This is a genomic window from Pseudomonas sp. NPDC089395 (assembly GCF_044749525.1).
Lineage (GTDB): Bacteria > Pseudomonadota > Gammaproteobacteria > Pseudomonadales > Pseudomonadaceae > Aquipseudomonas.
Genome location: NZ_JBIVID010000001.1, coordinates 829,526 through 855,204, shown reverse-complemented (window position 1 = coordinate 855,204; position 25,679 = coordinate 829,526). Strand labels below are relative to the sequence as shown.

Annotated in this window: 22 protein-coding genes; 7 read left to right on the top strand and 15 right to left on the bottom strand. The window is 64.2% G+C overall.

Going from position 1 to position 25,679, the window contains the following annotated elements; genetic code table 11:
• The first annotated feature begins 189 nt into the window (after positions 1-189).
• Positions 190-1,065, top strand: coding sequence for an urea transporter (locus ACIPZG_RS03975; RefSeq protein WP_400710416.1), 876 nt, complete (start codon positions 190-192; stop codon positions 1,063-1,065).
• Positions 1,066-1,109: 44 nt separating this feature from the next.
• A complete protein-coding gene (locus tag ACIPZG_RS03970; RefSeq protein ID WP_400710413.1) occupies positions 1,110-1,934 on the top strand; it encodes an ion transporter in 825 nt (274 codons plus the stop codon).
• On the opposite strand, the gene ACIPZG_RS03965 is transcribed toward ACIPZG_RS03970, so the two are convergent.
• Positions 1,918-6,417 (bottom strand): NEL-type E3 ubiquitin ligase domain-containing protein, encoded by a 4,500-nt coding sequence (locus tag ACIPZG_RS03965; protein WP_400710410.1) that lies wholly within the window; start codon positions 6,415-6,417, stop codon positions 1,918-1,920. The two genes, ACIPZG_RS03970 and ACIPZG_RS03965, sit on opposite strands and share 17 nt — an antisense overlap.
• Positions 6,418-6,623: 206 nt before the next feature.
• Here ACIPZG_RS03965 and ACIPZG_RS03960 point away from each other — a divergent pair, with 206 nt between their 5' ends.
• Positions 6,624-7,622, top strand: a complete 999-nt coding sequence (locus ACIPZG_RS03960) for a sulfate ABC transporter substrate-binding protein (RefSeq protein ID WP_400710407.1) — start codon at positions 6,624-6,626, stop codon at positions 7,620-7,622.
• A 199-nt stretch (positions 7,623-7,821) separates the two neighbouring features.
• Positions 7,822-9,846, top strand: a complete 2,025-nt coding sequence (locus tag ACIPZG_RS03955; protein WP_400710404.1) for a mechanosensitive ion channel family protein — start codon at positions 7,822-7,824, stop codon at positions 9,844-9,846.
• 58 nt (positions 9,847-9,904) lie between these two features.
• Here ACIPZG_RS03955 and ACIPZG_RS03950 read toward each other — a convergent pair whose 3' ends face one another.
• Both ACIPZG_RS03950 and ACIPZG_RS03945 read right to left on the bottom strand, forming a co-directional pair.
• The gene (locus ACIPZG_RS03950) at positions 9,905-10,861 is read right to left on the bottom strand and encodes a class I SAM-dependent methyltransferase (protein WP_400710401.1); all 957 of its coding nucleotides are present in this window, start codon (positions 10,859-10,861) and stop codon (positions 9,905-9,907) included.
• Position 10,862: 1 nt separating this feature from the next.
• On the bottom strand, positions 10,863-11,759 hold the full coding sequence (locus ACIPZG_RS03945) for a DMT family transporter (protein ID WP_400710398.1): 897 nt from the start codon (positions 11,757-11,759) through the stop codon (positions 10,863-10,865).
• A gap of 133 nt (positions 11,760-11,892) precedes the next feature.
• Between ACIPZG_RS03945 and ACIPZG_RS03940 the strand changes: the two genes are divergently transcribed.
• The 3 genes from ACIPZG_RS03940 (at position 11,893) to ACIPZG_RS03930 (ending at position 15,106) form a co-directional block, all read left to right on the top strand.
• A complete protein-coding gene (locus tag ACIPZG_RS03940) occupies positions 11,893-12,330 on the top strand; it encodes an Lrp/AsnC family transcriptional regulator (protein ID WP_008096305.1) in 438 nt (145 codons plus the stop codon).
• Positions 12,331-12,827: 497 nt separating this feature from the next.
• Positions 12,828-14,360: an NCS1 family nucleobase:cation symporter-1 gene (locus ACIPZG_RS03935; protein WP_400710395.1), complete on the top strand. Its 1,533-nt coding sequence runs from the start codon at positions 12,828-12,830 to the stop codon at positions 14,358-14,360.
• A gap of 17 nt (positions 14,361-14,377) precedes the next feature.
• On the top strand, positions 14,378-15,106 hold the full coding sequence (locus ACIPZG_RS03930) for an aspartate/glutamate racemase family protein (RefSeq protein ID WP_400710392.1): 729 nt from the start codon (positions 14,378-14,380) through the stop codon (positions 15,104-15,106).
• Between the two features lie 120 nt (positions 15,107-15,226).
• Here the strand turns inward: ACIPZG_RS03930 and ACIPZG_RS03925 are convergent, their stop codons facing one another.
• The 12 genes from ACIPZG_RS03925 to ACIPZG_RS03870 all read right to left on the bottom strand — a co-directional run bounded on the left by ACIPZG_RS03925 (position 15,227) and on the right by ACIPZG_RS03870 (position 25,671).
• Entirely contained in the window at positions 15,227-16,420 is a 1,194-nt protein-coding gene (locus tag ACIPZG_RS03925; RefSeq protein ID WP_400710389.1) for a D-amino acid dehydrogenase, read from the bottom strand.
• Between the two features lie 45 nt (positions 16,421-16,465).
• On the bottom strand, positions 16,466-17,128 hold the full coding sequence (locus ACIPZG_RS03920) for a histidine phosphatase family protein (protein ID WP_400641830.1): 663 nt from the start codon (positions 17,126-17,128) through the stop codon (positions 16,466-16,468).
• A gap of 222 nt (positions 17,129-17,350) precedes the next feature.
• Entirely contained in the window at positions 17,351-17,866 is a 516-nt protein-coding gene (locus tag ACIPZG_RS03915; RefSeq protein ID WP_400710386.1) for a hypothetical protein, read from the bottom strand.
• A gap of 313 nt (positions 17,867-18,179) precedes the next feature.
• Complete coding sequence (locus tag ACIPZG_RS03910) at positions 18,180-18,518, bottom strand: FKBP-type peptidyl-prolyl cis-trans isomerase (RefSeq protein WP_400710383.1); 339 nt, start codon at positions 18,516-18,518, stop codon at positions 18,180-18,182.
• Between the two features lie 72 nt (positions 18,519-18,590).
• Positions 18,591-18,998 carry a GFA family protein gene (locus ACIPZG_RS03905; protein WP_400710380.1) on the bottom strand — a complete coding sequence of 136 codons (408 nt, stop codon included), beginning with the start codon at positions 18,996-18,998 and terminating at the stop codon, positions 18,591-18,593.
• A 77-nt stretch (positions 18,999-19,075) separates the two neighbouring features.
• Positions 19,076-19,864, bottom strand: a complete 789-nt coding sequence (locus ACIPZG_RS03900) for a PhzF family phenazine biosynthesis protein (RefSeq protein WP_400710377.1) — start codon at positions 19,862-19,864, stop codon at positions 19,076-19,078.
• 51 nt (positions 19,865-19,915) lie between these two features.
• Positions 19,916-20,854: a 2-hydroxyacid dehydrogenase gene (locus tag ACIPZG_RS03895; protein WP_400710374.1), complete on the bottom strand. Its 939-nt coding sequence runs from the start codon at positions 20,852-20,854 to the stop codon at positions 19,916-19,918.
• A gap of 231 nt (positions 20,855-21,085) precedes the next feature.
• Complete coding sequence (locus ACIPZG_RS03890) at positions 21,086-21,505, bottom strand: hypothetical protein (RefSeq protein ID WP_400710372.1); 420 nt, start codon at positions 21,503-21,505, stop codon at positions 21,086-21,088.
• 12 nt (positions 21,506-21,517) lie between these two features.
• Positions 21,518-22,699: a c-type cytochrome biogenesis protein CcmI gene (gene ccmI, locus ACIPZG_RS03885; protein ID WP_400710370.1), complete on the bottom strand. Its 1,182-nt coding sequence runs from the start codon at positions 22,697-22,699 to the stop codon at positions 21,518-21,520.
• The gene (locus tag ACIPZG_RS03880) at positions 22,692-23,168 is read right to left on the bottom strand and encodes a cytochrome c-type biogenesis protein (RefSeq protein ID WP_400710367.1); all 477 of its coding nucleotides are present in this window, start codon (positions 23,166-23,168) and stop codon (positions 22,692-22,694) included. The genes ccmI and ACIPZG_RS03880 overlap by 8 nt, the downstream gene beginning before the upstream one ends.
• Positions 23,165-23,701: a DsbE family thiol:disulfide interchange protein gene (locus ACIPZG_RS03875; protein ID WP_400710364.1), complete on the bottom strand. Its 537-nt coding sequence runs from the start codon at positions 23,699-23,701 to the stop codon at positions 23,165-23,167. The genes ACIPZG_RS03880 and ACIPZG_RS03875 overlap by 4 nt, the downstream gene beginning before the upstream one ends.
• A complete protein-coding gene (locus tag ACIPZG_RS03870) occupies positions 23,698-25,671 on the bottom strand; it encodes a heme lyase CcmF/NrfE family subunit (protein ID WP_400710876.1) in 1,974 nt (657 codons plus the stop codon). The genes ACIPZG_RS03875 and ACIPZG_RS03870 overlap by 4 nt, the downstream gene beginning before the upstream one ends.
• Positions 25,672-25,679: the final 8 nt, after the last annotated feature.

Below are 25,679 nucleotides of genomic sequence, written 5' to 3'. Positions count from 1 at the left end.
CGCCGGGGGCGCTTTGCGCCCCTTTCGCGACACAAGGCCGCTCCTACAGGCGACCGCAAAACCCTGTAGGAGCGGCCTTGTGCCGCGAAAGGAGGGCAAAGCCCTCCCCTTGCACCAATGTAGAAAAGCTGCGGAAAACCCGAGGCCCAAAGAGGCCCACCGCGCCCCCATCAACCTAACCGACTGCCCATGTACACCAAAAATTTCGTCAACCCGTGCCCCGACTGGGCCACGGCCTTGCTCAACGGCTTCAGCCAGGTGCTGCTGCTGCGCAGCCCCCTGTGCGGCTTGTGTTGCCTGCTGGCCATCCTGCTGACTGCCCCCAACCTGGTCGGCGGCGCTTTGCTCGGCGCGCTCGCCGGCCTGCTCACCGCCCAGCGCCGCGGCTATGACCGCGCCGACCGCCAGGCCGGGCTGTACTCCTACAACGGCGTACTGATCGGCATCCTGATCAGCGCCGTGCTGCCCTGGTCGGCGATCATGCCGCCCCTGATCATCGCCGCCGGCGGCCTGTCCAGCATCATCACCCACCAGTGGCGCAAGCGCGGCGGCAAATTGCTGATCGCCTACACCGCGCCCTTCGTACTGCTGGGCTGGGCCACCCTGCTGCTGGCCACACCTTCGCCCAGCGGCTTCGTCGAAGCCGAACCGCTGTACGCACTGGCGCGCGGTGTGGGGCAGATCTTCCTGCTCGACCAGCCATTGGCCGGGTTGCTGATCATCGCCGGCATGTTCATTGCCAACCCTTACGCGGCCATGTGGGCCGTGATCGGCTCGGCCATCGGCGGTGGCGTGGCGCTGCTGGCAGACCAGGCCCAAGCCGCTTGGTTGGGGTTGTATGGTTTCAATGCGGCCTTGGCCGCGCTGGCCTTCAGCCGCCAGGGCGAACGCCCCTGGGTGACACTGCTGGCGATCGCCCTGGCCTTGCTGTTGCAGCCGCTGTTCAAGCTGCTGCCGGTGGCCGGGCTGACCGCGCCCTTCGTCGTCGCCTGCTGGCTGATGCACTTGGGCAACCACCTGACGCAACTCAACCAGCGCAGCAACGCCAGCCGCTTGCACAGCTGAAAGCCAGCCCCTAGGCTCAGGCCATCGCCCAATGGAACGAGCCCATGAACAACCCTGCGAGCCTGCGCGAGCGGCTCTACGTCATCGTCTTCCAGACCGACACCGTGGCTGGAAGACGCTTCGACAAGATCCTCTTGCTGATCATCCTCGCCAGCCTGGTCACGGTGATCCTCGACAGCATCGACGAGGTGCACCGCAGTTATGCGGGCCTGTTGGCCGGCATCGAGTGGGGCTTCACCGCGATCTTCCTGGTCGAGTACCTGGCCCGCCTGTACTGCTCGCCCAAGCCCTTGCGCTATGCCTTCAGCTTCTACGGCCTGGTCGACCTGCTGGCGATCGTGCCGGGGGTCATCGCCCTGTACTACAGCGACGCCCAGTACCTGCTGATCATCCGGGTGATCCGGATGCTGCGGATCTTCCGCGTGCTCAAGCTCAGCCCCTACCTCAAGCAGGCCCACTACCTGATGGAGGCGCTGCGCGGCAGCAAGCAGAAGATCATCGTGTTCCTGGTCAGCGTATCGACCCTGGTCACCGTGTTCGGCACCCTGATGTATGTGGTCGAAGGCCCGGAGCATGGCTTTACCAGCATCCCCAAAGGTATCTACTGGGCCATCGTCACCCTGACCACCGTGGGCTTCGGCGACATCGTCCCGAAGACGCCACTGGGCCAGGTGCTGTCGTCGCTGGTGATGATCACCGGTTACTCGATCATCGCCGTGCCCACCGGCATCTTCACCGCCGAACTGGCCAACGCCATGCGCGGCGAGCAGTTGCAGCACGACTGCCCGACGTGCCGCAAAGCCAGCCATGAGCACGGCGCGGCTTTCTGCTCGCGCTGTGGCAATGCGCTGTTCAGGAAGAGCGACTGACCGCCGCCAATGCCTCGCGGGTCATCTCCAGGAGCAAGGCGTGCCGGGCCGCCTGGCGCTCGCTATTGATTGCCCCGACCCGGGCCAGGTACTCGGCTTCAGGGACTGAACCGGCACCCTCCAGGAGTGCCTGCAAACGTTCGTGGAACGGCGCATCGGCCGCTTCCAGGCGGGCTGCCTGGGTGCGCTCCAGATGGTCCTGCCAGAACTCGCGCTGAGCCAGCGAGGCCGCCACCTGCTCATCGGTCTCGGCACGCTGCACACGCTCGCGAGCCTGTTCGAGGCGTGTGTCATCGACGCCGGACACCACGGCGAAAAACATGTCACCCGGCTGCGCCGGCAGATCGAGCGACTCGCGCAGCCCCAGTCGATAAGCCAACCCGACCTCGATCTCATCAGGGTTCGCACCTTGGGCGCGGCGCGTGCGGATATCGTCCAGGGCAATGCGATCGACCTCGTCCAGCCGCCACAGCTGCCGGCCCAGGTGCAACAACGCACTCTGCTGGCCATCCGCGCCCGCATCGACCCGCGCACGCCACACCAGCATGCGCAGCTCCAGGTCGCTGAAGCACAAGGCCACGCTGTCCTGGCAGGTCAATTGCCGAGTGACCTGGCTGAACAACTCTTCCCGCAGGCCGGCATGGTCACGCATTGCCTGCAGCATGACGAACACCCTGTCCGCCAGGGCCTCGCCACGCTGGGTGAAGTCCGCGGTTTCCAGCAGGCGACCGAGCAGGTGGAAGAAGTCCTCGCTGCCGGGCTCCATCTCCACTTCCTGCCAGCTCGACGACAACGCGTCACGCCCCAGGCTGCTGACGCTGTCGAGCCAGCGTTGGCGGACGTAGGTCGCGCCCTGTTCCACGGGCTGCCCCATGCCCAGTTGCGGCAGCGGCGCTTGCAGGTTCTGCAGGTCACTCGCACTCAGCGGGTTACCCCACAGCATGATCATGCGCCGGGTCCACACCGGGGCCTGGTGGTAACTGGCCGGCAACGCGGAGATCTGGTTGTCGCGCAGGTCGACCTGCAGCAGATCCGGGCAGGTCAGCAGGGCTGCCGGCAGGTTGCGCTGCTGGGTACTGCGCATGTACAACCGGCGCAAATGGGTCAGGCGCTGCAGATCAAAACCGCGCCCCAGCGGGTTGAACGACAGGTTGAGGTATTCCAGCGATTCGCAACTGGCCAGTACCTCGGCCTGCTCTGCGTCCAGCACGATGCGGTTGTTGAACACGTCCAGCTCACGCAAGGATTCCATCTGCGCGATGGCCGCAGGTATTCGTGTCAGGCGGTTGCCATTGAGTTCAAGGATGCGCAGGTTCGGGAACGCCCAGAGAAATGCGGTGGGTATGTCTTCCAGTTCCATACCCAGCAAGGCCAGCTCGAAAACATGGGCAAAACTGACCTGCGCCGGCAGCTCGGGCAGGTTGCCCGGCGCGGCGGCAAAAATGGCAAAGCGATAGTTCTGCGGCGCTGGCACAGGGGCGGTCGCCACTGTAGCCCTGCGCTGCCAGCACTGGATCAAGCTGCGCCTGAAGTAACGCCGCTCATCGCGCAGCTCGCCGCGCGGTGCCTGGTGCACCCACTGCCCCAGGCGCTGGTCGAGTGCTGTCAGTTCGCTGCCGAGCCGGCTGATCTCGGCCTGCACATCGACGCCGCTGTCGCGCAGGTCCTCGACCCAGGCCAGCACCTGGGCATCGGAAAAGGTCGGATACAGTGCGCGCACCATGGCGAACAAGCCCATGGGCCGTTGACGGCCGGCGCCTGCGCCTTGGCCTCGGCCGCTCAACGGATAGCCGAGCCGACCATCGAGCAGGCGTTGCGGTGGGCGGAACCAGCCAGCGGCAGCGCGCTGCCCCAACACCTCTGCCATCTGTTCGCGCTGCTCCGCCGCCAGACGCGTGAGCAGCACCCGCAGGTTGTGGGCAAAGGGTTCTCCCACGCCCAGGGCAACGCGCTGGTGATCGTCGTAGGCACCGGCGATGACGTCGAACAGCTCGCCGGCTTCGCCCTGCGCGTTACCTTCAGCATCCAGCAGGTGAAACTGGCCGTCCTGGTAGCGCAGCCCATATCGAGATGCGCCACCCTCACCCGTCACCAGCAGCGGCGCCAGGGCGTCGCCGTCGTACAGCGACCAGCGCACCTGCGCGCCAGAAGGCAAGTGTTCGAGCATGGCCAGCGCGACACGGGCAAGGTCTGCATGCTGGGGCGTCACCAGGTAGAATGCCTCGAACACGCGTGCCTGGCGGATACGCATGGCCTGGAGGCGCGCCGCTTCGGCCACCCGCAGCGGCACCCGCCCGGTCTCGGCTAACTGATGGCGGTCGCTAACCCGCGCATCGCGCAGCAAGGCAAGCGCGGCAGGTTCATGCAAACTCGGGAAAGCCCGGCGCAATGCTGCGCTCTCGGTACTCGACGGCCTTTGCATGGCATCGTAGGCACGCTGGAACAGCAACCGACGATGGCCGGACGCCCACTCGGCCAACTGCTGATCCGAAAGCCCCTGCGCGCCAGGCAGGTTGCGGGCCTGCTGCAGCACCAGGGCATCATCGCGCTGTTCGCCGGCGCGCAGGCTCTCGATCAGATCACCGATGCGTCGGTCCAGGCGGAACCGCTCGACGCTGTCGGCCAGGGCCGCCTCCGGCGCACGCCCCTCGACATGCCACGCACGCATTGGGTCGGCGCTCAGGCCGTGAGCGACCAAGGCCTGGTCGATCTGCTCGTCATCCAATTCACGGAATGTCCCGCCAAAACGCCGGAACAGGTAGTAGTCATCCTCCCACTGCGCGGGCTGTTCGTACCACAGTCGCCAACCGCCGCCGGCATCGTTGCTGCACAGCCTCGGGCCGTATTCGGCACGCGGTCGCAGTTGCCACTGGCCGCCTTCGGCACCTTGCGTCACCGGGTAGTAATGCCCGTCCATTGCGACCCACGCCTGGTCTTCGAGGCGATACACACCCTCCTCGTCTACCTGCGCCTGCGCCGGGGGCGGCGCACTGCGATAATCGGCTGGCACCGGGTTGCACAGCCGGATGCTGCCCTCTTCCAGCTGTTCCGGCACCAGGCTGTCGACAAAGGCCGAGCGTTGCCATGCACGCTGGGCAACGCCAACGCCGACAGCGGTCGCTCCCATCAAGGCCAGGTCGGTGGCGACATTACTCAGGTGATCGAGCGCTTCACGGCTGTCGCCCAGGCGCCAGGCCTCGACGCCGTGATACACCTCGCCGAGCAGCTCCCAGGCAGTGACCGCCAACAGGCCGGCCCCCACTACCGGAATGAACAGGCCTGCCAGGTTGAGCAATGCCCAGCCCTCTGCGGCGAGCCGCCGGTCATGGGCCTGCTGCAGCTCACGGTCGAGCTCCGCGGTGGGCACGGCGATCATCGCCGCATCATCCTTGATCTGCCTGATGCGCGCATGGCCGAGCACCTCGAACAGCGGGCGTCGGTAGCCGATCACATGTTCTTCGAGGTCGTAGTTGGCCCAGATCGCCAGGTCGGCATACGCCTCGCTGACGATGGTGAAGAACGGTTGGCTGTCGCGGCGTCGCACGAAACGGCTGAAAAAACGTTGGTAGTCGCGCTTGCGCATGCGCCGCCCCAGGTCATTGGCCAGCCGCCTCAGGCTGCTGAACACACTCCACGGCCCGGTGGGGTCGCCCGGTACGTACGCCAGCACCCGGCGGGTGGTGTTGCGCAACAGCCCTTCCTCGATCACATCCAGCACCACGATCTGTTCGAGGTTGCAGCCCAGCAGGCGCAGTTGCCTGGCCACCACCGGGTACCCCTGCAGGCGGGGTAGCACACCGTCGCGGCACAGGCCGACGATCAGTTGCAGCTCCTCCTCGTCGAGCACACCGGTGTAACGGGCCTTGCAGGCGTCGAGCAGCATCTGCTGGCGTTGTGCATCGCCCAGCAGGACGGCCACGTTGTCGGTCAGTACGCTGTCGAGGTGGCGCTGGTACTGCCCACCCAGGTCCAGTTGGCGGCAGAGGCTGGCGAAGTCGAGCGCCGAGGGCGGCTTGATCGCGCCCTGGCGGGCGCTGGTCAGGCGATTGCCACGCGGCTGGCCGCCGGGTTCGGTCTGCTCGGGGGTGAAATTGCGCAAGGCTGCTTCCAGCAGCGGCATGTCGGCATACACCACCTCGGTGAGGTGAGCCCCCACCGGCTGACTGTTGATTACCGGCTCCCGACGCCCCGCGATGAACGACCACTGCCTGACGTTGAAAGTCGCGTCGCAACGCGCCTCCAGCGCCTGCTCCAGCCTTGTGTGAGCAAAGCTCTCGACCCCCTCGATACGCGCCAGCACCGCACTGAGCTGATGGCGAATACTCAAGCTCTGGTGCAGCGCCTCGGCCATCGACGAGAGGTGTTGCGCGCTGGCTTGACGCAGCCACGGTGGCAGGCGCCCGGAGATGAACCGGTCCTGGAATGCCTGCTCAAGGTGGGGGTGGTATGCCTCGTCGGCGTTCAGGTTGCGTGTGGTATCCATGGTCGGCTCGTCCTCCGGTAATGAAGGCGCGAGCTTAAGTAGCCCGGTGCGCTGGCAGTGGCTAGATACCTAATGCCGATGGGTGCAAAAAGCAGCCCATGCAAAGCGCATAAGCAAAGAGCCATTCGGTCTTTAAGCGGCGCATAGCGAAACGCTATAGTCGCTGGCAAATGGCCAAACCTTTGAACCAGAACAAGGAATGCTTCGTGAAAAAGCTCTTCAGCGCCTCGCTGCTGGCCGCAGGCCTGGCCCTGGGCAACCTCGCCCAGGCCGCCCCGACCCTGCTCAACGTGTCCTACGACGTGATGCGCGACTTCTACAAGGACTACAACTCGGCCTTCCAGAAGCACTGGGAAGCCGAGCACAAAGAGAAGGTCAATGTGCAGATGTCCTTCGGCGGTTCGAGCAAGCAAGCGCGCGCGGTGATCGATGGCCTGCCGGCCGATGTCATCACCATGAACATGGCCACCGACATCAATGCCCTGGCCGACAACGGCAAGCTGGTGCCGGACAACTGGGTAACGCGCCTGCCGAACAACAGCGCACCGTTCACCTCGGCCACCGTGTTCATCGTGCGCAAGGGCAACCCGAAAGCGCTGAAGGACTGGCCAGACCTGCTCAAGGACGGCGTGCAGGTGATCGTGCCCAACCCCAAGACTTCGGGTAACGGCCGCTACACCTACCTGTCGGCCTGGGGCTACGTGCTCAAGCAAGGCGGCGACGAAACCAAGGCCCGCGACTTCGTCGGCAAGCTGTTCAAGCAGGCACCGGTGCTCGATACCGGTGGCCGCGCCGCCACCACGACCTTCATGACCAACCAGATCGGCGACGTGCTGGTGACCTTCGAGAACGAAGCCGAGATGATCGCCCGCGAGTTCGGTCGCGATCAGTTCGAGGTGGTGTACCCGAGCGTCTCGGCCGAAGCCGAGCCGCCGGTGAGCGTGGTCGACAAGGTAGTGGCCAGGAAAGGCACGCAGGCCGTGGCCGAGGAGTACCTGAAGTACCTGTGGTCGCCGCAGGCCCAGGAAATCGCTGCGCAGAACTACCTGCGCCCGCGTGATGCGACGGTGCTGGCCAAGTACACCGACCGCTTCCCGAAAGTCGACTTCCTGTCGGTGGAGAAGACCTTTGGTGACTGGCGCACCGTGCAGAAGACCCACTTCAATGACGGTGGCGTGTTCGACCAGATTTATACCAACCAGTAAATGATGCAGGTCGTACCGGCCTGATCGCCGGCAAGCCGGCTCCCACAGGGACGCCACCGACTTCGAGACGTGTGCAATACCTGTGGGAGCCGGCTTGCCGGCGATAGGGCCTGAGAATTCCATCGAACTTTCCCCGCCCAACGCCCATCAGTTCCTTGAGTAACCCTGCCCCGCTCACCCCGGCCCAAGGAGTACTCCAGTGCTGCGCTACTTCACCACCCTGCTGCTCGGCTGCCTGCTGAGCACCCACCTGCTCGCCGCAGACCCTGCCCCCAGCGAAGAACAACCCGCCGACCCCGAGCCCATGCTCCAGGGCGGCCTGCTGGGTGCCCTGGCCGACGGCCTGGACAGCGCCGCCCAGGAGCTCGACCTCGACGCCCACCTGATCGACGCCTGGCGCCTGCGTACCGACCGCGCCAGCAAGGAAGTGGTACGCCTGGTCGATCGCCACAACGCCGACGATACGCTGCAACTGGCCGGCAACTTCCTGCTGCTGACCCTCGCCTGGGCCGTCAGCTTCACCGTGCTCACCCGCGGTGGCCGCTGGCTGGCCAAACGCAGTGCAAACGGGGCTTGGCTGCGCCAGCGCAAACGCGCCAGCAGCCTGCTTGGGTATCTGTTGCCGTACACGTTGCCCGCCCTGGCCAGCTTGCCAGTCACCCTTTACGTCAGCCGCTTTCTCGACCCGTCGGTGGCCCGCGCGCTGGGCCTGAGCCTGGCCTACGCCACCAGCAGCGGCCTGTTCTCGACCTCGATCATTCTGTGTCTGGTCACCCTGTTCGATGCCGGCCACAAACGTGCTGCCGTGGCGGTGATCAAACGCCTGGCTCCGCGCCCGCTGTTTCTGATCGGCTTTCTCGCCGCCTGGAGCGATGCCCTGACCAGTCCGCAGATCGCCCGCCAGCTGGGCGGCAACATCACCGCCAGCATCGCCGTGGCCACCGGCCTGGTTGCCACCTTCATCTTCGCCAGCCTGGTGATCCGCCTGCGCCGCCCGGTCGCCCACCTGATCCGCAACCGCGCCCTCCAGGACCGTCAGCAACACCGCGCCGTGCAGGAGACCCTGCGAATCTTTTCGGTGCTGTGGTACCTGCCGATCCTGCTGATGATCCTGGTGTCGGCCATCCACCTCATCGGTGCCGGCGAAGAAAGCCAGAAAGCCTTGCAGAAGGCGCTGCTGACGACCGTGCTGCTGGTCTCGACGGTGTTCCTCAGCACCTTGCTGCAACATCTGCTGGCCGCCGGCCAAGTGGATGCCATGCAACGGGTGCGGCCCTACAAGGAACTGTTGCGCAGCCTCGCCCACGCGTTGCTGCGCATTGTCATGGCCGTGGCCTTCATCGAACTGCTTGGGCGTATCTGGGGCTTCTCGGTGATCGACTTCGCCCTGAGCAACAGACTGGGCCAGGCGATCAGCAACTCGCTGTCGAGCATCGGCCTGATCCTGCTGGTGACCTGGCTTCTGTGGGTGGTGCTCGACACTGCCATCCAGGAAGCGCTCAAGCCGGCGGTCGGCCGCCGCGCGGCACGCCAGCCCAGCACAAGGGTACGGACCATCCTGCCCATGCTGCGCAACGCCATCAAGGTGGTGCTGGTCATCATCTGCACCATCACCACCATGGCCAACCTGGGTATCAATGTGGCGCCGTTGCTGGCCGGTGCCGGGGTGATCGGCCTGGCCATCGGTTTTGGTTCGCAACAGCTGGTGCAGGATGTGATCACCGGTCTGTTCATCCTGATCGAAGACACCATTTCAATCGGTGACTGGGTGGTGCTCGACTCCGGCCACGCCGGCACGGTCGAGAGCCTGACCATCCGCACCCTGCGCCTGCGCGATGGCAAGGGCTTCGTGCACTCGGTGCCGTTCGGCCAGATCAAGGCCGTCACCAACCAGTCGCGGCAGTTCGCCTATGCGTTCTTCTCGGTGCAGTTCACCTACGACAGCGATGTGGATGAATCGCTGGCGTTGATCCATCAGGTGGGCCAGTCGATCAGTGACGACCCGCTGCTGCGCATCAACCTACAGGGGCCGCTGCAGGTGTTTGGGGTCGATCGGATGGATTTGAACGGGTTTGTGCTTACGGCGCAGTTCCGCACCATTTCCGGGGGGCAGTATGCGGTGAGTCGGGCGTTCAACGAGCGGCTGAAGAAGCGTGTGGACCAGACCGAGAATGTGAGTTTTGCCCAGGTGTACCCGATGGCGGTGCGTGGGATCTCAGCTTGATGTGATCAGTACTGGCCCTATCGCCGGCAAGCCGGCGATAGGGCCAGTACTAACAACATCAACCCTGGCGGAATACCAAAGCCTTCAAGCCCCCCGCCGGATCGGCATCAGGAAACTCCGGCGGGTTCTCCAACCGCTCGACAAAGGCCAGCGAAGGCGCCTGCTCAGCCATCCCCTCGATCAGAAACGCCGGCCCAATCCCCGGGTCGTTCACACACGCCAGCACAGTCCCCCCCGCGCTCAGCAACTCTGGCAAACGCCGCAGGATCTTCGCGTAGTCCTGAGTCAGCACGAAACTGCCCTTCTGGAACGTCGGCGGATCGATGATGATCAAGTCATACGGCCCGTACTTGCGCACCTTGCCCCACGACTTGAACAGCTCATGCCCCAGGTACGCCACCCGCGACGCATCGTGGCCATTGAGCCGATGGTTATCGCGGCCACGCGACAGCGCCGACTTGGCCATGTCCAGGTTGACCACCTGCTCGGCACCGCCGGCAATCGCCGCCACCGAGAAGCCACAGGTGTAGGCGAACAGGTTGAGCACCCGCTTGCCTGCGGCCTGTTCGCGCACCCAGCGCCGGCCATAGCGCATGTCGAGGAACAGGCCATTGTTCTGCCGCACGCCGAGGTCGAGCAGGTAGCTCAGGCCGTCCTCGACCACTTCCCGTTGCTGGCACGGCTCGCCCCACACCCATTGGCCTGGGCTGTCGGGCAAGTAACGGTGCTGGATCAGCATGGCCTGGCCGGCCCATAGCGGGTGCGCTGCAAGGCGGCCGAGCATGGCTTCGAGCTCCGCCAGTTGGCCTGGCAGCGGCTCGCGAAACAGCGCCACCGACAGCACGCCCTGCAGCCAGTCGACCGTTACCTGTTCCAACCCCGGCCAGCAACGGCCGCGGCCATGGAACAGGCGGCGGGTTTCCTGCGGGGCGGGGTCGAGGGCAGTGAGCAGGAACTGTTCGAGGGTCTGGATCGGCGAAGTCATGGCGGGTCGCAAGCAAGTAAAAGAGGGCATTCTACCCTTTGGCTACCACCTGCGCCGAACGGAACCACCAACCCTGCTGCATGCCCGCCGCCGCCACCAGGATCAACGCCACGCCCAGCCACTGCAACGGCGCCAAGCGGTGCCCGAACGCCAACCAGTCGACCAGGATCGCCGCGATCGGGTAGACGAACGACAAGGCCCCGGTCAGCGCCGTGGGCAACCGCTGGATGGCGCTGTACAACAGCACGTACATCAACCCCGTGTGCACCATGCCCAGGGTCACCAGGCTGGCCAGTGCCGAGGGCTCGCCAGGCAGCCCGCCCAGCTTGACCCAAGGCGCCAGCAGCAGCACGCCGGTGACCACCTGGATCAAGGCGATCAGGTGCGGTGGCGTGCCTTTCAGGCGCTTGATGATCAGCGCGGCGATGGCATACAGAAACGCCGCCCCCAGGGCCAGGGCAATACCCAGCAGGTACTCGTCGCCACTGGACTGCCCGGCACCATGGGCGCTGACGATGGCCAGCATGCCGAGGAAGGCCACACTGAGCCAGGTGACCTTGGGCAGGGTGATCTTCTCGCCGAGGAACAGCGCCGCCAGCCCCACCAGCATGAATGGCTGGACGTTGTACACCGCCGTGCCAATGGCGATGGACGCCCGCGAATAGGAAGCGAACAGCAATACCCAATTGCCGACGATGGCCACGCCGCTGAGAATCGCCAGGAGCAAGGCGCTGCGGCTGATGACGCCAGGCTTGAGGAAACCGAGCGTTGCGCAGATCACCAGCAAGGTGCCGGCGCCGAACACGCAGCGCCAGAACACCACCTCCAGCACCGGTTGGCCCGAGACCAGCACGAACCAGCCGATGGTCCCGGAAATCAGCATGGCGGCGACCATTTCCAGCGAGCCACGGCGCAATGAACTGTCCATCTCACACCTCCCGTTGACGATGGGCCTAGTATGCGGAGGGTAGCGGCTTGCCTTCCAGCGGATAACCAAGGCCATGTGACTCGTTCGCCTTTACTATCAAGGCAAATCCGCAATCACGCCTAACGAGGTGCCCATGACCGATGCCATTGACCAACTGCTGATCAATGCCCTGATGGAAGACTCACGCCGTTCGCTCAAGGCACTGGCGCAAATCAGCGGCCTGTCGGCCCCCAGCGTGAGCGAACGGCTGCGGCGCCTGGAAGAGCGAGGCGTGCTGCGGGGCTACACGGTCGATGTCGACCCGCGCAGTTTCGGTTACCAGTTGCAGGCCATCGTGCGTGTCCGCCCGCTGCCAGGGCAACTGCAGGAGGTGGAACGGCAGATCATCGCCATCCCGGAGTTCACCGAGTGCGACAAGGTCACGGGTGAAGATTGCTTCATTGCCCGGCTGCATGTGCGGTCGATGGAACAGCTGGACACCTTGCTGGACCGGATCAATGTGCTGGCCGAGACCAACACGGCGATCATCAAGAAGTCGCCGGTGAAACGGCGGTTGCCGCCGATGGATTGAGGTTTTCTGCACCGGCCCTATCGCTGGCAAGCCAGCGATAGGGCCAGCACAGAAAAAAGCCGACCAATCTTTGTACACAAGAATGTCACCATAGGTGCCATTTTTGTGTGCACTTCCCCAAGTAACGCCCCAATCCGTTACACATTTCGTTTAACTAATTCTGACCAATCGATCAACTAAATCACCCACTAAAAAATTAAACCTGTTCACTTGGTCAGTTTATATTTCCGCCATTTCATTAACTTAACTTTCAACTAGATAGATTCAGAATAATGGCCACCCGCAGGCCGTTTTCCGCCTGGCACGGAACTCGCTTTTGTGTGTTCGTGTTTTGTATACAAGTTTTGCAAAACATAAATACACAATAACTCGCGACGCTGACCCAAAAGTCAGCCGTCGCGCCCAGAACCCAGTGATGCCAACGCTGCACCGACGAGATGGCGAGCCCGTGCGCATGCCCGCTCATCGCAGTCCACGTGCATCAGGAGCCTGCCGGAATGAGTACCAGCCTCGACCTTGCCCCTGAACTATCCGTCGCCAGCACCACCCCCTCTTCCACCCTCGTCGGTGAACTTCCGTTACTTGAACTGAGCCCACGCCTGCATAACCGCGACCTCGCGCCAACCCGTATCAAAGGCCGCCGCTGGGGGCGCTACAGCATCTTCGCGCTGTGGACCAACGATGTGCACAACATCGCCAACTACTCCTTCGCCATGGGTCTGTTCGCCCTCGGCCTGGGTGGCTGGCAGATCCTCCTGTCGCTGGCGATCGGTGCAGCGCTGGTGTACTTCTTCATGAACCTGTCCGGCTACATGGGCCAGAAGACCGGCGTGCCGTTTCCGGTGATCAGCCGCATCGCCTTTGGCATCCACGGCGCGCAAATCCCGGCGCTGATCCGCGCAGTCATCGCCATCGCCTGGTTCGGTATTCAGACCTACCTGGCCTCGGTGGTGCTGCGCGTGCTGCTCACGGCCGTGTGGCCGCCACTGGCAAGCTTCGACCACGACAGCCTGCTGGGCCTTTCGAGCCTGGGCTGGGTGTGCTTTGTGGCGATCTGGCTGGTGCAGCTGGTAATCCTTGCCTACGGCATGGAGATGGTGCGCCGCTATGAGGCCTTCGCGGGTCCGGTGATCCTGCTGACCGTGGCCAGCCTGGCGCTGTTCATGTACTTCAAGGCCGATGCACGCATCGCCTGGTCGGTGACCGAGCCACTGACCGGTGCCGAGATGTGGCGCAACATCTTTGCCGGCGGCGCCCTGTGGCTGGCGATCTACGGCACCTTGGTGCTGAACTTCTGCGACTTCGCCCGCTCCTCGCCGTGCCGCAAGACCATCCGCGTCGGCAACTTCTGGGGCCTGCCGGTGAACATCCTGGTGTTCGCCATGATCACCGTGGTGCTGTGCGGTGCGCAGTTCCAGATCAACGGCCAGATCATCGACAGCCCAACCCAGATCGTCGCCAGCATCACCAGCACACCGTTCCTGGTACTGGGTTGCCTGGCCTTCCTGATCGTCACCGTGGCGGTCAACATCATGGCCAACTTCGTCGCCCCGGCGTTCGTGCTCAGCAACCTGGCGCCGCGCCACCTGAACTTCCGCCGCGCGGGGCTGATCAGCGCCACCCTGGCCGTGCTCATCCTGCCGTGGAACCTGTACAACAGCCCGCTGGTGATCGTGTACTTCCTGTCCGGCCTGGGCGCCCTGCTTGGCCCGCTGTACGGGGTGATCATGGCCGACTACTGGTTGCTGCGAAAAGGCTGCATCAACGTGCCGGAGCTGTACAGCGAGCACCCGGCCGGCGCCTACCACTACAGCAAGGGGATCAACCTGCGCGCCGTGTCCGCCTTCGTGCCGGCCGCCCTGCTGGCCATCGTCCTGGCCCTGGTGCCCAACTTCCATGCCATTGCGCCGTTTTCCTGGCTGATCGGTGCCGGCATCGCCGCCGCGCTGTACCTGCTGATCGCCCCGCGCAACCGCCAATACCTCGATGTCAGCGGCGAATGCATTGCCGTCGACCACAGCAGCCACTGAATCAGGGAGGAATGTCCATGCGTATTCTGATCGCCAACGTCAACACCACCGCTGCCATCACCGAGGCCATCGCCGAACAGGCGCGTAGCGTGGCGTCGCCCGGTACTGAAATCATCGGCCTGACCCCGTGGTTCGGGGCCGAGTCGGTGGAGGGCAACTTCGAGAGCTACCTGGCCGCCATTGCCGTGATGGACCGTGTACTGGCCTATGAAGGCCCCTACGATGCGGTGATCCAGGCCGGCTACGGCGAGCATGGCCGCGAAGGCCTGCAGGAGCTGCTCGACGTGCCGGTAGTGGACATCACCGATGCCGCCGCCAGCACGGCGATGTACCTGGGCCATGCCTATTCGGTGGTGACTACCCTGGACCGCACCGTGCCATTGATCGAGGACCGCCTGAAACTGTCCGGCCTGTATGACCGCTGCGCCTCGGTACGCGCCAGTGGCCTGGCCGTGCTGGAACTGGAGGCCGACCCGCAACGTGCGGTTGAGGCGATCGTCGAGCAGGCTGAACGGGCGGTGCGCGATGACAAGGCCGAAGTGATTTGCCTGGGTTGCGGCGGCATGGCCGGGCTGGATGAACAGATTCGCCAGCGCACCGGGGTGCCGGTGGTGGATGGCGTGAGCGCGGCGGTGACCATTGCCGAGTCGCTGGTGCGCATGGGGTTGAGTACCTCCAAGGTGCGCACTTATGCCACGCCACGGGTGAAGAAGGTGGTGGGCTGGCCGATGCGGTTCGGGCGGTAAGGTTTTTGTAGGCTTTGCTGGCCCTATCGCCGGCAAGCCGGCTCCCACAGGAATGGCGCAATGCTTAAGGGCTGTGCTGTAACTGTGGGAGCCGGCTTGCCGGCGATAGGGCCGGTACAGTCAACGCAGCAGCCGGGCCAACCGCTCTGCACTGCCACAGGCCAGGGTAAATCCCAAAGCCCCATGCCCCAGATTCACCCAAAGATTCCGATAAGCCGTAGCCCCAATGATCGGCACGCCCGTCGGCGTCGCTGGCCGCATCCCCGCCCACTCCACCGCCTGCCCGTAATCCGCCGCATTGGGCAGTGTCTCCAGCGCCAGCCGGCGCATGCTTTCCAGCCGGCGCGCATCCACCGATTCGTCGAAGCCAACGATATCCACCATCGCCGCGACCCGCAGCTGCTGATCGAGCCGTGCATAGACGATCTTGCGTTCATAATCGGTAATGCTGACTTCCGGCGCCCGCTGCGCCGTGCCGATCGGCGCGGTCAGGCTGTAGCCTTTGAGCGGATAGACCGGCAGCCTCAACCCCGGCAACGCCATCCCGGCGCTACGGTGCCCGGCGCACAGTACCAGACGCTGCACTTCGCGCTGCGCTTGCCCCACCTGCAGCGCAACCACCTGGTCATTGCGGCTGAGCAGGCGCGTGACCGATTTGCCGAGCAACCATTGGCATTGCCCAGAGGCGCGCAAACGCTCAGCCAGGCGCTCGCAGAAGCGGTAACAGTCGGCCACCTCTTCTGCCGCCGTGAAAACCCCGCCAATGAAAGGCGCCTCGGTCAGCGCGGGCTCCAGCGCTTTCAGTTCGAATGTGTCGAGCACTTGCTGATGCGCAGGGTCGAGCAGCTGTTCACGGCCATGGGCAAAGGCGCGCTCACTGCGAAATGCGACCAGCTTGCCATTGCGCCGCCAGGCGAAATCCGACAGGCCGTCTTCTTCGCGCCAGCGCGCCAAGGTGGCCTGGCTGTGCAGCGCCAACTCCAGCAACTGGGCGCCATTGCGGCGATTGACGCTTTTCCGGCAGGCCAGCAGGAAGCCCAACAACCAACGCCACTGCGCCGGGTCCAGGCGCAAGCGCAGCCGCAGCGGCGAATCCCCCTGCAGCAACCAGCCAAGCGCCTGCCAAGGCACGCCCGCGTCCGCCAACGGCGCCACATAGCGATATGACAGCTGTCCGCCATTGGCAAAGCTGGTGGCTGACGCCACGCTGTCGCGCGCGTCGATCAGGTCCACCGAAAGCCCCTCGCGCACCAGTGCATAGGCCGTGGTCAGGCCGATCACTCCCGCGCCAATTACCGTTACCCGTTGTTTCATGCTGCTTCCCTGTCACGGCTTCCTGGCCAAGACAGTAGCAGCCGATCAGGTCGGGCAGCTATGGGCTCCGCCGTTCAGGCCCTGTCGCACGCTGCGGCTGAGCAGGCTGGCCTTGCCGTCTTGCCAGGTCAGGGTCAGGACGTAGAGGCTATCGAAATCATCACCGCTCCAGTCCTCGGTAATGACACGCTCCTCACCCAGGGCCTTGCCGGCCACCGCGTTGATCAGCTCCGGCAGGTAACCGTGGGACCAGGCCGTATAGACCGTGGCGTTGCGGTACTTGTCGCTGAGCAGTTCTTCGGCAAGTTCGTCGGTGTCATTGGCAGCGAAATCGATGTTCACCGGCAACCCCAGGCGAATGGCGCTGGGGGTGATGGTCATCAACGGGCGGATATAGCTGTAGCTCTGGTCCTGGCTACCTTCCTCGACTTCCCGCGTAGGGTTGGCCGCGAACACGTAGTCCGCATTGCCGAAGCGTTCTGGCAGCAGCGTGGCCAGGTCCAGCGCGCGATTGAGGCCCTGGCAGTTCAACTGCCCGAGGCCCTCGCCCGGTTTTTCGGCATGGCGCAGGAAGACCAGGGTCTGGGTACCGTTGACCGGCTGCGCCCGGCTTTCGACCACATCCAGCGCCAGGGGCACCGCGGCGGCGACCAAGGCCAGGCACGTCAGCAGGAGGCGACGACGCCGAAGGAAAGATGGCAACTTCATGAAAAGGCGGGCTCTTGTGGCAAAAAGTATCGGATTGACTCGCCACATTGCCCAACGGCACAAGGCCAAGGCGTCCGTGTAGTGGATGCCGTCCCTGGCAACGAGTAGGGCTCAGAGTGCCATCGCCCCGTTTGGTTCCTTCCTGAGTGTGGATGCCGTTCCCTAGGCAAGGATTATCATAAGGGAATTTTGTTGCTGGATTATTTCCTGTGCGGCCAGGACTCATGGCGATGAGGGCCGTTCCTCTGCACCGCCTGCAGCAATCGAGTCGATTATGCGTATATCGAAAACCTGTTCGATCACCTGTTTCGGACCTTGATTCAGGCTCCATGTGAAGAACACAAGAAATCCGAGCAAGAAGACGAAAAGGACTGACCCAACCAGGCTCTGTGCCACACCAAGCCAGAATCCCGGCTTGGCATTTCTGATCTCACTACTGGCCTTGTCTGAGTAATATTGCTCAAGCTCTATCGCCTGCGCAGAGATCGAGGCATCGAGAAAGCCTTGAACCAATTGGCTCGCTTGGTTTCGATAGATTTCGAGCTGTGTGGGGCTGTTGCTCACATCGTGGAAAGGCGCCAGGTCTTCATCCTTGGGCTCCCTCTCATGCTTGGTTTTGAACGCCTTGATGAATTCGATTTTTTGCCTTTTGTATAGCGAATAAGCAATGATCCCGAGAGTATCCTGCTCATTTTCCACAAGTATCGAGTAAATATGGTTGTAGCAGCCATCGGCCATCAGACAGTTATTCCTTGCGTAACTGGCAATAGGCCGATTCGAATGCTGCTTTCAACTCCGAACGCGTCTTTCTGGTACTTGTGACCACCCCCGCCAACTCACGCGGCAAGGGTATTTCCATTCGAGCACCTGACGCGACCAGCAAAGCGTTTGCTTCACGAACCACGCGAGAGGAAAAATAGGATTTCGGGGACATATGGCCTTCCTCGTTCAAAACAGCTGGAAGGTTAACCGCTTGGATTATCGGTCTCAATCAGACGGTAACCGACTCGATGCGTAGTCCAATTCCAACCAGTTGTAGGACTCGGACTACTCAATCATCCCGCGTCAACACTTCCAGCACCTCGATTTCGAACGTCAGGTCCGAATTCGGCGGAATCGCGCCAACGCTGCGTTCGCCATACCCTAGGTGCGCCGGGACCTGCAGCTTGCGCTTGCCGCCGACGCGCATGCCCATCAGGCCCTGATCCCAACCTTTGATCACGCGACCCGTGCCAATCACGCACTGGAAGGGTCTGCCCCGCGACCAGGATGAATCGAACTCGCTGCCGTCCGCCAGCCAGCCGGTGTATTGGGTAGTGATCAAAGCGCCCTTGACGACGGCTTTGCCGTCGCCTTCGACGAGGTCGGTGATTTGCAGTTCGCGGCTCAAAGGCATGCTCCAACGCTGAATTTCAAGACCGCCCTTTTCGCAGGAATGCATGGGTTTGGCAAGCCAGTTAGGTCAACCCAGTTGCTCGAAGGCCTGCTGGCCGGTCAGTTCCTTGGTCTGGTTGGCGAAGCAGTACCAGGCAGGTTTCTGCTCGACGAAGATCTGCAAGTCGAAGGCCCAGGCTTCGTCGCCGTCGAGCAGACCCACCGGCACCGCGCAGAAGTCTTTGGCCTTGAGCCGATAGTAGAGGTGCGTGCCGCACTTGCCGCAAAAGCCGCGCTGGGCCCAATCGGACGAGTCGTAGACACTGGGCTCACGCCCCTCGAAGACGGGAGGCTGGCTGCAATCCACTACCAGCAGCGGACCGCCGGTCCATTTGCGGCACATGCTGCAATGGCAGGCGCTGATATGGGTGTTGTCGACAGTGACGCGCAGTTGAGTTTCGCCACACAGGCAGCTGCCGCGTTTTTCCAGGGTCATGGTGGGGCTCCTTGCGAGGGGTGGGTGCTCAAGTATAGAACGGGCCCCAGCAAGGGCCCGCCGACCCACCCGCAGGCTCAGATGAAGACGCTACCGCGCAGGTACAACGCCGCCCGTCCGCTGATGATGACCCGGCCATTGTCCGGCACCTGGCAGTGCAGCTGGCCCTTTCGTGCACCGCCCTGCTCGCAACTCAGCGCGTGCTTGCCCAGTCGCTCCGCCCACAAAGGCGCCAGGGAGGTATGAGCGGAACCTGTGACAGGGTCTTCGTTGACGCCCACCCGAGGGCCGAACCAACGGGTAACGAAATCGTGACCGCGGCCCGGCGCCGTCACCGCGATACCGCGCACATCGAAGGCGGACAGGGCAACGAAGTCGGGCTTGAGCGGGTCGAGCAAGGTGGCGTCGTCGATCATCACCACATAGTCGTCCGAGCGGTAGACAGCGCTGGCAGCACGCAAGCCCAGTGCCTCCAGCAAGCCTGCCGGCGTCTCCACGGCAACCGGCTGCTTGGCCGGGAAGTCCATGGCCAGCAGTCCGTGCGCGTCTCGGCTGACCCGCAGTTCGCCGCTGCGGGTGTTGAAACGCAGCACGGCCGCCTGCTCACCCAGTTGCTCGAACAGCACATAGGCCGACGCCAGGGTGGCATGGCCGCACAGGTCGACTTCCACCGTCGGGGTGAACCAGCGCAGGTCGAAGGTTTCGCCGTTGCGCACGAAATAGGCGGTTTCGGAGAGGTTGTTCTCTTCGGCAATGCGCTGCAGCACGGCATCCGGCAGCCAGTGTTCAAGGGGGATAACCGCCGCGGGATTGCCACCGAACGGCTCGGCGGAAAAGGCATCGACCTGGAAGATCTCGAGTTGCATGCACACTCTCCTTGAGGCCCGACCAGCGCCGGGCAGTATTGAAAGCGAAAGTTACCCGCGAACCGGAGTCAGCACCGGTTCGCCGGCAAAAAAAGCCTGCAGGTTGCGCAGTACCAGGGTCACCGTGTCTCGCGCAGCCTCAGGCGACTGGCCAGCCACATGGGGGGTGAGCACGGTGTTGCCAAGAGCCTTGAGGGCTTCTGGAACGGCGGGTTCATCGTCGAACACGTCAAGCGCCGCGCCCGCGATCCGACCCTGCTGCAACGCTGCGACCAGCGCCTGGGTATCCACCACGCTGGCGCGGGCGATATTCACCAGGTAGCCCTCGGCGCCCAGCGCTTCGAGCACCTGGGCGTCGACCAGGTGACGGGTGTGGCTACCGCCGGGGGTGGCCACTACCAGGATGTCGACCGCATCGGCCAGCTGCTGCGGGGTGTCGTACCAGGTGTAGGGCACGTCCTGGCGCGGGGTGCGGCTGTGGTAGCTGACGCTCATGTCAAAACCGAGGCCGGCACGTTTGGCGATCGCCTGGCCGACTGCACCCAGGCCGAGGATGCCCAGGCGTTTGCCGCTGACCGAAGGGCTGATGACCCGATTCCACTCGCCACGGCGGGTGCTGGCATCGGCGCGGGGGATATCGCGCAGCAGCGCCAGCAGCATGGCCAGGGTGTGGTCGGCAACGGCGGCGGCGTTGGCACCAGCGCCGTTGGTGACGGTGATACCGCGGGCAGCGGCGGCGGGCAGATCGACCTGCTCGTAACCGGCGCCGATCACGCAGATGATCTGCAGCGCCGGCAGTGCCTGGATTTCGGCAGCGGTCAGGCCCAGGGGGCCGCGGGTCAGCACCGCGTCGATCTCGGTGGCATGGCGCTGGATCGCGTCTGCGCGCAGCTGTGGGGTCGGCGCGCGAATCAGGTGATAACCGGCCTGTTCGAGCAGTGGCAGGTAATCGTCGACGGTTTCCACCAGCACCAGGACTGTCTTGCGCATGCCACCTCCTTGAATATCAGGGGGGCATTATGCGGAGTCAGTGGGCGGCACAGTCAATCGCAAATACAGGGTCGAACTGTACTGCATGGGTGTTCAGGGATTTGTTTGTCTGTATTGGCCTCTTCGCGGGACAAGCCCGCTCCCACAAACTCATTGCTGCACTCAAAGGGGGTAGTGAAGCTGTGGGAGCGGGCTTGTCCCGCGAAGAGGCCGGTACAGGCGCTTCGCAAATTACTGGGCGAAAGCCCGCCCCAGACCGCCCGGCACGCCACTGCTGTCAGTCTCCTGCCATGGCCCATCCGGGTTCAGCGACCAGCTCCAGCCATTGTCATACCGGTAGTAGGTACGCTGCCGATAGAACGTGTTGGGCTGCTTCTCCAGCACGTAGACGCCAAGCTTGGGGTCCCAGTGGCTGGCACCGCCCGGTGGCGGCGCGAAGCTGGCGGAAGTACGCGGCATCGGTTTGGGGATCGCCGCCGGCTTGCTCGGTTGCGTCGATGGCTGACCACCCGGCAAGGGCTTGACCACCGGCCCTGGATGCGACGGAACCGTTTCGATCGGCGGCGAGGGCTGCTCATACGGCTCACGCACTGTACACGCGGATAAACCCAGGGCCAGGGTGATCAAGGTGAGGCGAACGGTACTGTGCATGGCAGGGTTCTCTTACGGGTCGGGGCTGTCGATGATCAGCTGCTGGGTGGCCTGGGTCGAAGTGGCCAAGGGTGCGCCCTTGCCGATCCACTCACCTTGGGTGGGCTTGCCGGCGCGGGACACACGTGCAACCAGTTGGACTTCGGCAAAGTCCGACAGTTTCATCTGCGGCATCATCGCATCGGCGTCGGACAGCTCGACTTCCAGCGGCAACTGCGCCACGGTCACCCGCTTGGCCGCCAGCGGCATGGGCGGCCCATTGCTGGCCCGGGCGAAGATGAACACGGTGTCGTCGGGCTTGACCTTGTCCTTGAGCGCCGCCGCCAGCTCCACCCGCACCTTCAGGCGCGCGGCGGCAGGTTTGCTGACGTTCCCGCCCAGGCGCTCTGCGGCGCGGTCGATGCCACCTTGCAGGGCCGCGCGCGAGGCATCGCCTTCAGGCAGCTGCGTCAGCAGGCGCGTCCAGTAATCAATCGCTTCCTGGTAGCGCTCGCCTTCGAACGCGGCGATACCCCGCAGGCCAAGGCTGGTGACCTCATTGGGATCAGCCTTGAGTGCCTCGTCGGTCAGCGCCTGCACCTGCGCGTTCCATTGCTTGTTGGCAGCGAAGTACAGCGCCTGCGCCCACTGCCCGAGCAACTCGGGCTGGCGACCGGCCAGCGCCACGGCGCGCTCGTAGGTGCGTGCGGCATCCGCCGGACGCTCCTCGGCCATGTAGGCGCGACCGAGGAAGTACAAGCCTTCGGCGGAATCGGGCTGGGCTTCGACCGCTCGCTCCAGGCGCTGGGTCATTTCTTCCAGGGTTTTCGGTGCATAGCCGAATTCCTGGGTCAGCTGAACCTGGTCGGCCGCACCAAAGTGCAGGTACATGCCCAGCCCCAGCGCCGGCACCAGCACCGCTGCCAGCAAAGGCAGGGCTTTGCCCAGGTGCCCCTGGCGCGAGGTGTCGGCACCTTCGGTGTCGGCCAGCAGTTCCCGCGCGGCCTCGTCGCGACCCACGGCCAACTGCGCGTCGTCGAGCACGCCGGCGGCCTGCTGGGCCGCCAACTCAGCGACACGCTCCTGGTACAGGGCCACGTTCAAGGCCGTACGGTCTTCTTCCTGCTGCTGGCGACGGCCACGCAGGATCGGGATCAGCAGAAAGCCGAGGGCAGCGAGCAACAGCAGGCCCGCGCTAAGCCAGAATTCAGTCATGGTTCTGTTCTTTTTCCAGCAGTTTGGCGAGACGCTCGCGTTGTTCCACGGACAAGTGCTCCGCGCCCTGGGCAATCGGTGCCCGGCGCCGGCGAACGATCACCGCCAACACCGTGAAGCCACCTACCAGCAAGATCCCCGGGCCGAACCACAGCAGCCAGGTACGCCCACTGAGCGCCGGCTTGTAGCGCACGAAGTCACCATAGCGGTCGACCATGAAGTCGACGATCTGCTGGTTGCTTTTGCCCTCGCCAAGCATGCGGAAGATCTCCCGGCGCAGGTCGGCGGCGATCGGTGCATTGGAGTCGGCGATGTCCTGGTTCTGGCATTTGGGGCAGCGCAGTTCCTTGGTCAGTTGCTGATAACGCTCACGCTCGGCGTCATCACGGAACTGATAGGTATCGATGGCCGCCTTGGCCACGCCGGCCAGGCTCATGCCCAGCACGGCGGCTGCAAGCCAGCGCTTCATGGCCGGGCCTCGTCGACCAGGCCCTGGTACAGCGGCGCCAGCTGCTCGCGCCAGACCGTGGCATCGACCACGCCTACGTGCTTGTAGCGGATGACGCCCTTGGCATCGATCAGGAAGGTTTCCGGCGCGCCGTACACGCCCAGGTTCAGCCCCAGGCTGCCCTGCTCGTCGCGGATATCCAGCTGGTACGGGTTGTGGAACTCGGCCAGCCACTTCAAGGCAGCGGCATTGTCGTCCTTGTAGTTGATGCCGTAGATCACCACGCCCTGCCCGGCCAACTGGTTGAGGTACGGGTGTTCGACCTTGCACGACGGGCACCAGGTGGCCCAGACGTTGACCAACGCCGGACGGCCCTGCAGGTCGGCCTCGGTGAGGGTGCGATCACCTTGGGTCGAGGCCAGGGAAAATGCCGGGAATGGCTTGCCGATCATTGCCGAGGGCAGCTCGTCGGGCTTGAGGAACAGTCCTTTGTACAGAAAGACCGCCAGCAGCAGGAACACTGCCAAGGGCACCACCATGATCCAACGCTTCATGCAGCTGCTCCAGACACGCCCAGGACATCACGCACCCGGGTCTTGACCTTGACGCGGTAGCGCCGGTCGAGGGCCGCCAGCAAACCACCCAGGCCGGTCAGCAGACCGCCCAGCCAGATCCAGCGAACGTAAGGCTTGATATGCACCCGCACCGCCCAGGCGCCGTTTTCCAGCGGCTCGCCAAGGGCTACGTACAGGTCGCGAGTGAAGCCGGCATCGATACCCGCCTCGGTCATCATCGACTGCTGCACGGTGTACAGGCGTTTTTCCGGGTGCAGGGTGGTCACTTCACGGCCGTCGCGGCTGACCACGACGGTGCCCTTGTCGGAGATGAAGTTAGGCCCTTCGAAGTGCTTGGCGCCCTGGAACAGGAAGTGATACCCGCCAAGCTCCACGCTTTCGCCGGGTGCCATGCGCAGGTCGCGCTCGGCACTGTTGTTGCTCGACAGCACCACGCCCAGGGCGCACACCGCCAGGCCCAGGTGCGCCAGCTGCATGCCCCAGTAGCTGCGGGTCAGGCCGCGCACGCCTTTGGCCAGGCCCTTGTGGCGGGTCTTGTCGAGAATGTCGCGCAGCCCGCTGAGCACCACCCAGGCAGCCAGTGCGAAGGCCGTCAGGGTCGGCCAGTCGAAGTCGTCGACGATGAAGCCGGCCAGCGGTGCCAACACGGCGCTGCCGATCAGGACCGGGGTCATCATGCTCGCCAGCCACTTGCCTGGGGTGTCTTTCCAGCGCACCACCACGCCAATGCCGAGCACCACCATCAGCAGCGCCATCAGAGGCAGGAACAGGGCGTCGAAGTAAGGCGGCCCGACCGACAGCTTGGCCCCGGTCAGGGCATCGAGCACCAGCGGGTAAAGGGTGCCGAGCAGGATCATCGAGGCAGCCACCACCAGCACCAGGTTGTTGGCCAGCAGCAGTGTCTCGCGCGACCACAGGGCAAAGCCCACCTGGCTCTTGACCACCGGCGCGCGCAGGGCGAACAGGGTCAGCGAGCCGCCGACCACGAACAGCAGGAAAATCAGGATGAACACGCCGCGCGCCGGGTCGGAGGCAAACGCGTGCACCGAGGTCAGCACACCGGAACGCACCAGGAAGGTGCCCAGCAGGCTCAGGGAGAACGCGGCGATCGCCAGCAGCACCGTCCAGCTCTTGAACACCCCGCGCTTTTCGGTCACCGCCAGCGAGTGGATCAGCGCCGTGCCCACCAGCCACGGCATGAACGAGGCGTTTTCCACCGGGTCCCAGAACCACCAGCCGCCCCAACCGAGCTCGTAGTAGGCCCACCAGGAGCCCAGGGTGATGCCCACCCCGAGAAACGCCCAGGCGACGATGGTCCATGGCCGCGACCAGCGCGCCCAGGCGGCATCCAGGCGCCCGCCGAGCAGTGCGGCGATGGCGAAGGCGAAGGCCACCGAAAAGCCCACATAGCCCATGTACAGCATCGGAGGGTGAACGATCAGGCCAAAATCCTGCAGCAGCGGATTGAGGTCGCGACCGTCCATCGGCACTTGCGGCAGCAGGCGCTCGAAGGGGTTGGAGGTAACGATCAGGAAGCTCAGGAAGCCCACGCTGATCATGCCCATCACCGCCAGCACCCGGGCCAGCATCACTTGCGGCAACTGCCGCGAGAACACCGACACGGCGAAGGTCCAGCCCCCGAGGATCAAGGCCCAGAGCAGCAGCGAGCCTTCGTGCGCGCCCCACACGGCACTGAACTTGTAGTACCAGGGCAAGGCGCTGTTGGAGTTGCTGGCCACATAGGCCACCGAGAAGTTGTCGGTCATGAAGGCATGGCTGAGGCAGGCGAAGGCAAAGGCCAGGAAGGCGAACTGCCCCCAGGCTGCCGGGCGCGCCAGGCCCATCCACAGGCTGTCGCCGCGCCAGGCGCCGAGCAGCGGCACGGTGGCCTGCACGGCGGCGAAGCAGATCGCCAGGATCATCGCCAACTGGCCGAGTTCGGGGATCACCAGGGCCG

What these genes read in the sequence shown, in the direction of transcription:
- ACIPZG_RS03975 (WP_400710416.1), top strand. Translation starts at nt 190, where the DNA reads ATGTACACCAAAAATTTCGTCAACCCGTGCCCCGACTGGGCCACGGCC.
- ACIPZG_RS03970 (WP_400710413.1), top strand. Translation starts at nt 1,110, where the DNA reads ATGAACAACCCTGCGAGCCTGCGCGAGCGGCTCTACGTCATCGTCTTC.
- ACIPZG_RS03965 (WP_400710410.1), bottom strand. Translation starts at nt 6,417, where the DNA reads ATGGATACCACACGCAACCTGAACGCCGACGAGGCATACCACCCCCAC.
- ACIPZG_RS03950 (WP_400710401.1), bottom strand. Translation starts at nt 10,861, where the DNA reads ATGCCCTCTTTTACTTGCTTGCGACCCGCCATGACTTCGCCGATCCAG.
- ACIPZG_RS03945 (WP_400710398.1), bottom strand. Translation starts at nt 11,759, where the DNA reads ATGGACAGTTCATTGCGCCGTGGCTCGCTGGAAATGGTCGCCGCCATG.
- ACIPZG_RS03940 (WP_008096305.1), top strand. Translation starts at nt 11,893, where the DNA reads ATGACCGATGCCATTGACCAACTGCTGATCAATGCCCTGATGGAAGAC.
- ACIPZG_RS03935 (WP_400710395.1), top strand. Translation starts at nt 12,828, where the DNA reads ATGAGTACCAGCCTCGACCTTGCCCCTGAACTATCCGTCGCCAGCACC.
- ACIPZG_RS03930 (WP_400710392.1), top strand. Translation starts at nt 14,378, where the DNA reads ATGCGTATTCTGATCGCCAACGTCAACACCACCGCTGCCATCACCGAG.
- ACIPZG_RS03925 (WP_400710389.1), bottom strand. Translation starts at nt 16,420, where the DNA reads ATGAAACAACGGGTAACGGTAATTGGCGCGGGAGTGATCGGCCTGACC.
- ACIPZG_RS03920 (WP_400641830.1), bottom strand. Translation starts at nt 17,128, where the DNA reads ATGAAGTTGCCATCTTTCCTTCGGCGTCGTCGCCTCCTGCTGACGTGC.
- ACIPZG_RS03915 (WP_400710386.1), bottom strand. Translation starts at nt 17,866, where the DNA reads ATGGCCGATGGCTGCTACAACCATATTTACTCGATACTTGTGGAAAAT.
- ACIPZG_RS03905 (WP_400710380.1), bottom strand. Translation starts at nt 18,998, where the DNA reads ATGACCCTGGAAAAACGCGGCAGCTGCCTGTGTGGCGAAACTCAACTG.
- ACIPZG_RS03900 (WP_400710377.1), bottom strand. Translation starts at nt 19,864, where the DNA reads ATGCAACTCGAGATCTTCCAGGTCGATGCCTTTTCCGCCGAGCCGTTC.
- ACIPZG_RS03895 (WP_400710374.1), bottom strand. Translation starts at nt 20,854, where the DNA reads ATGCGCAAGACAGTCCTGGTGCTGGTGGAAACCGTCGACGATTACCTG.
- ACIPZG_RS03890 (WP_400710372.1), bottom strand. Translation starts at nt 21,505, where the DNA reads ATGCACAGTACCGTTCGCCTCACCTTGATCACCCTGGCCCTGGGTTTA.
- ccmI (WP_400710370.1), bottom strand. Translation starts at nt 22,699, where the DNA reads ATGACTGAATTCTGGCTTAGCGCGGGCCTGCTGTTGCTCGCTGCCCTC.
- ACIPZG_RS03880 (WP_400710367.1), bottom strand. Translation starts at nt 23,168, where the DNA reads ATGAAGCGCTGGCTTGCAGCCGCCGTGCTGGGCATGAGCCTGGCCGGC.
- ACIPZG_RS03875 (WP_400710364.1), bottom strand. Translation starts at nt 23,701, where the DNA reads ATGAAGCGTTGGATCATGGTGGTGCCCTTGGCAGTGTTCCTGCTGCTG.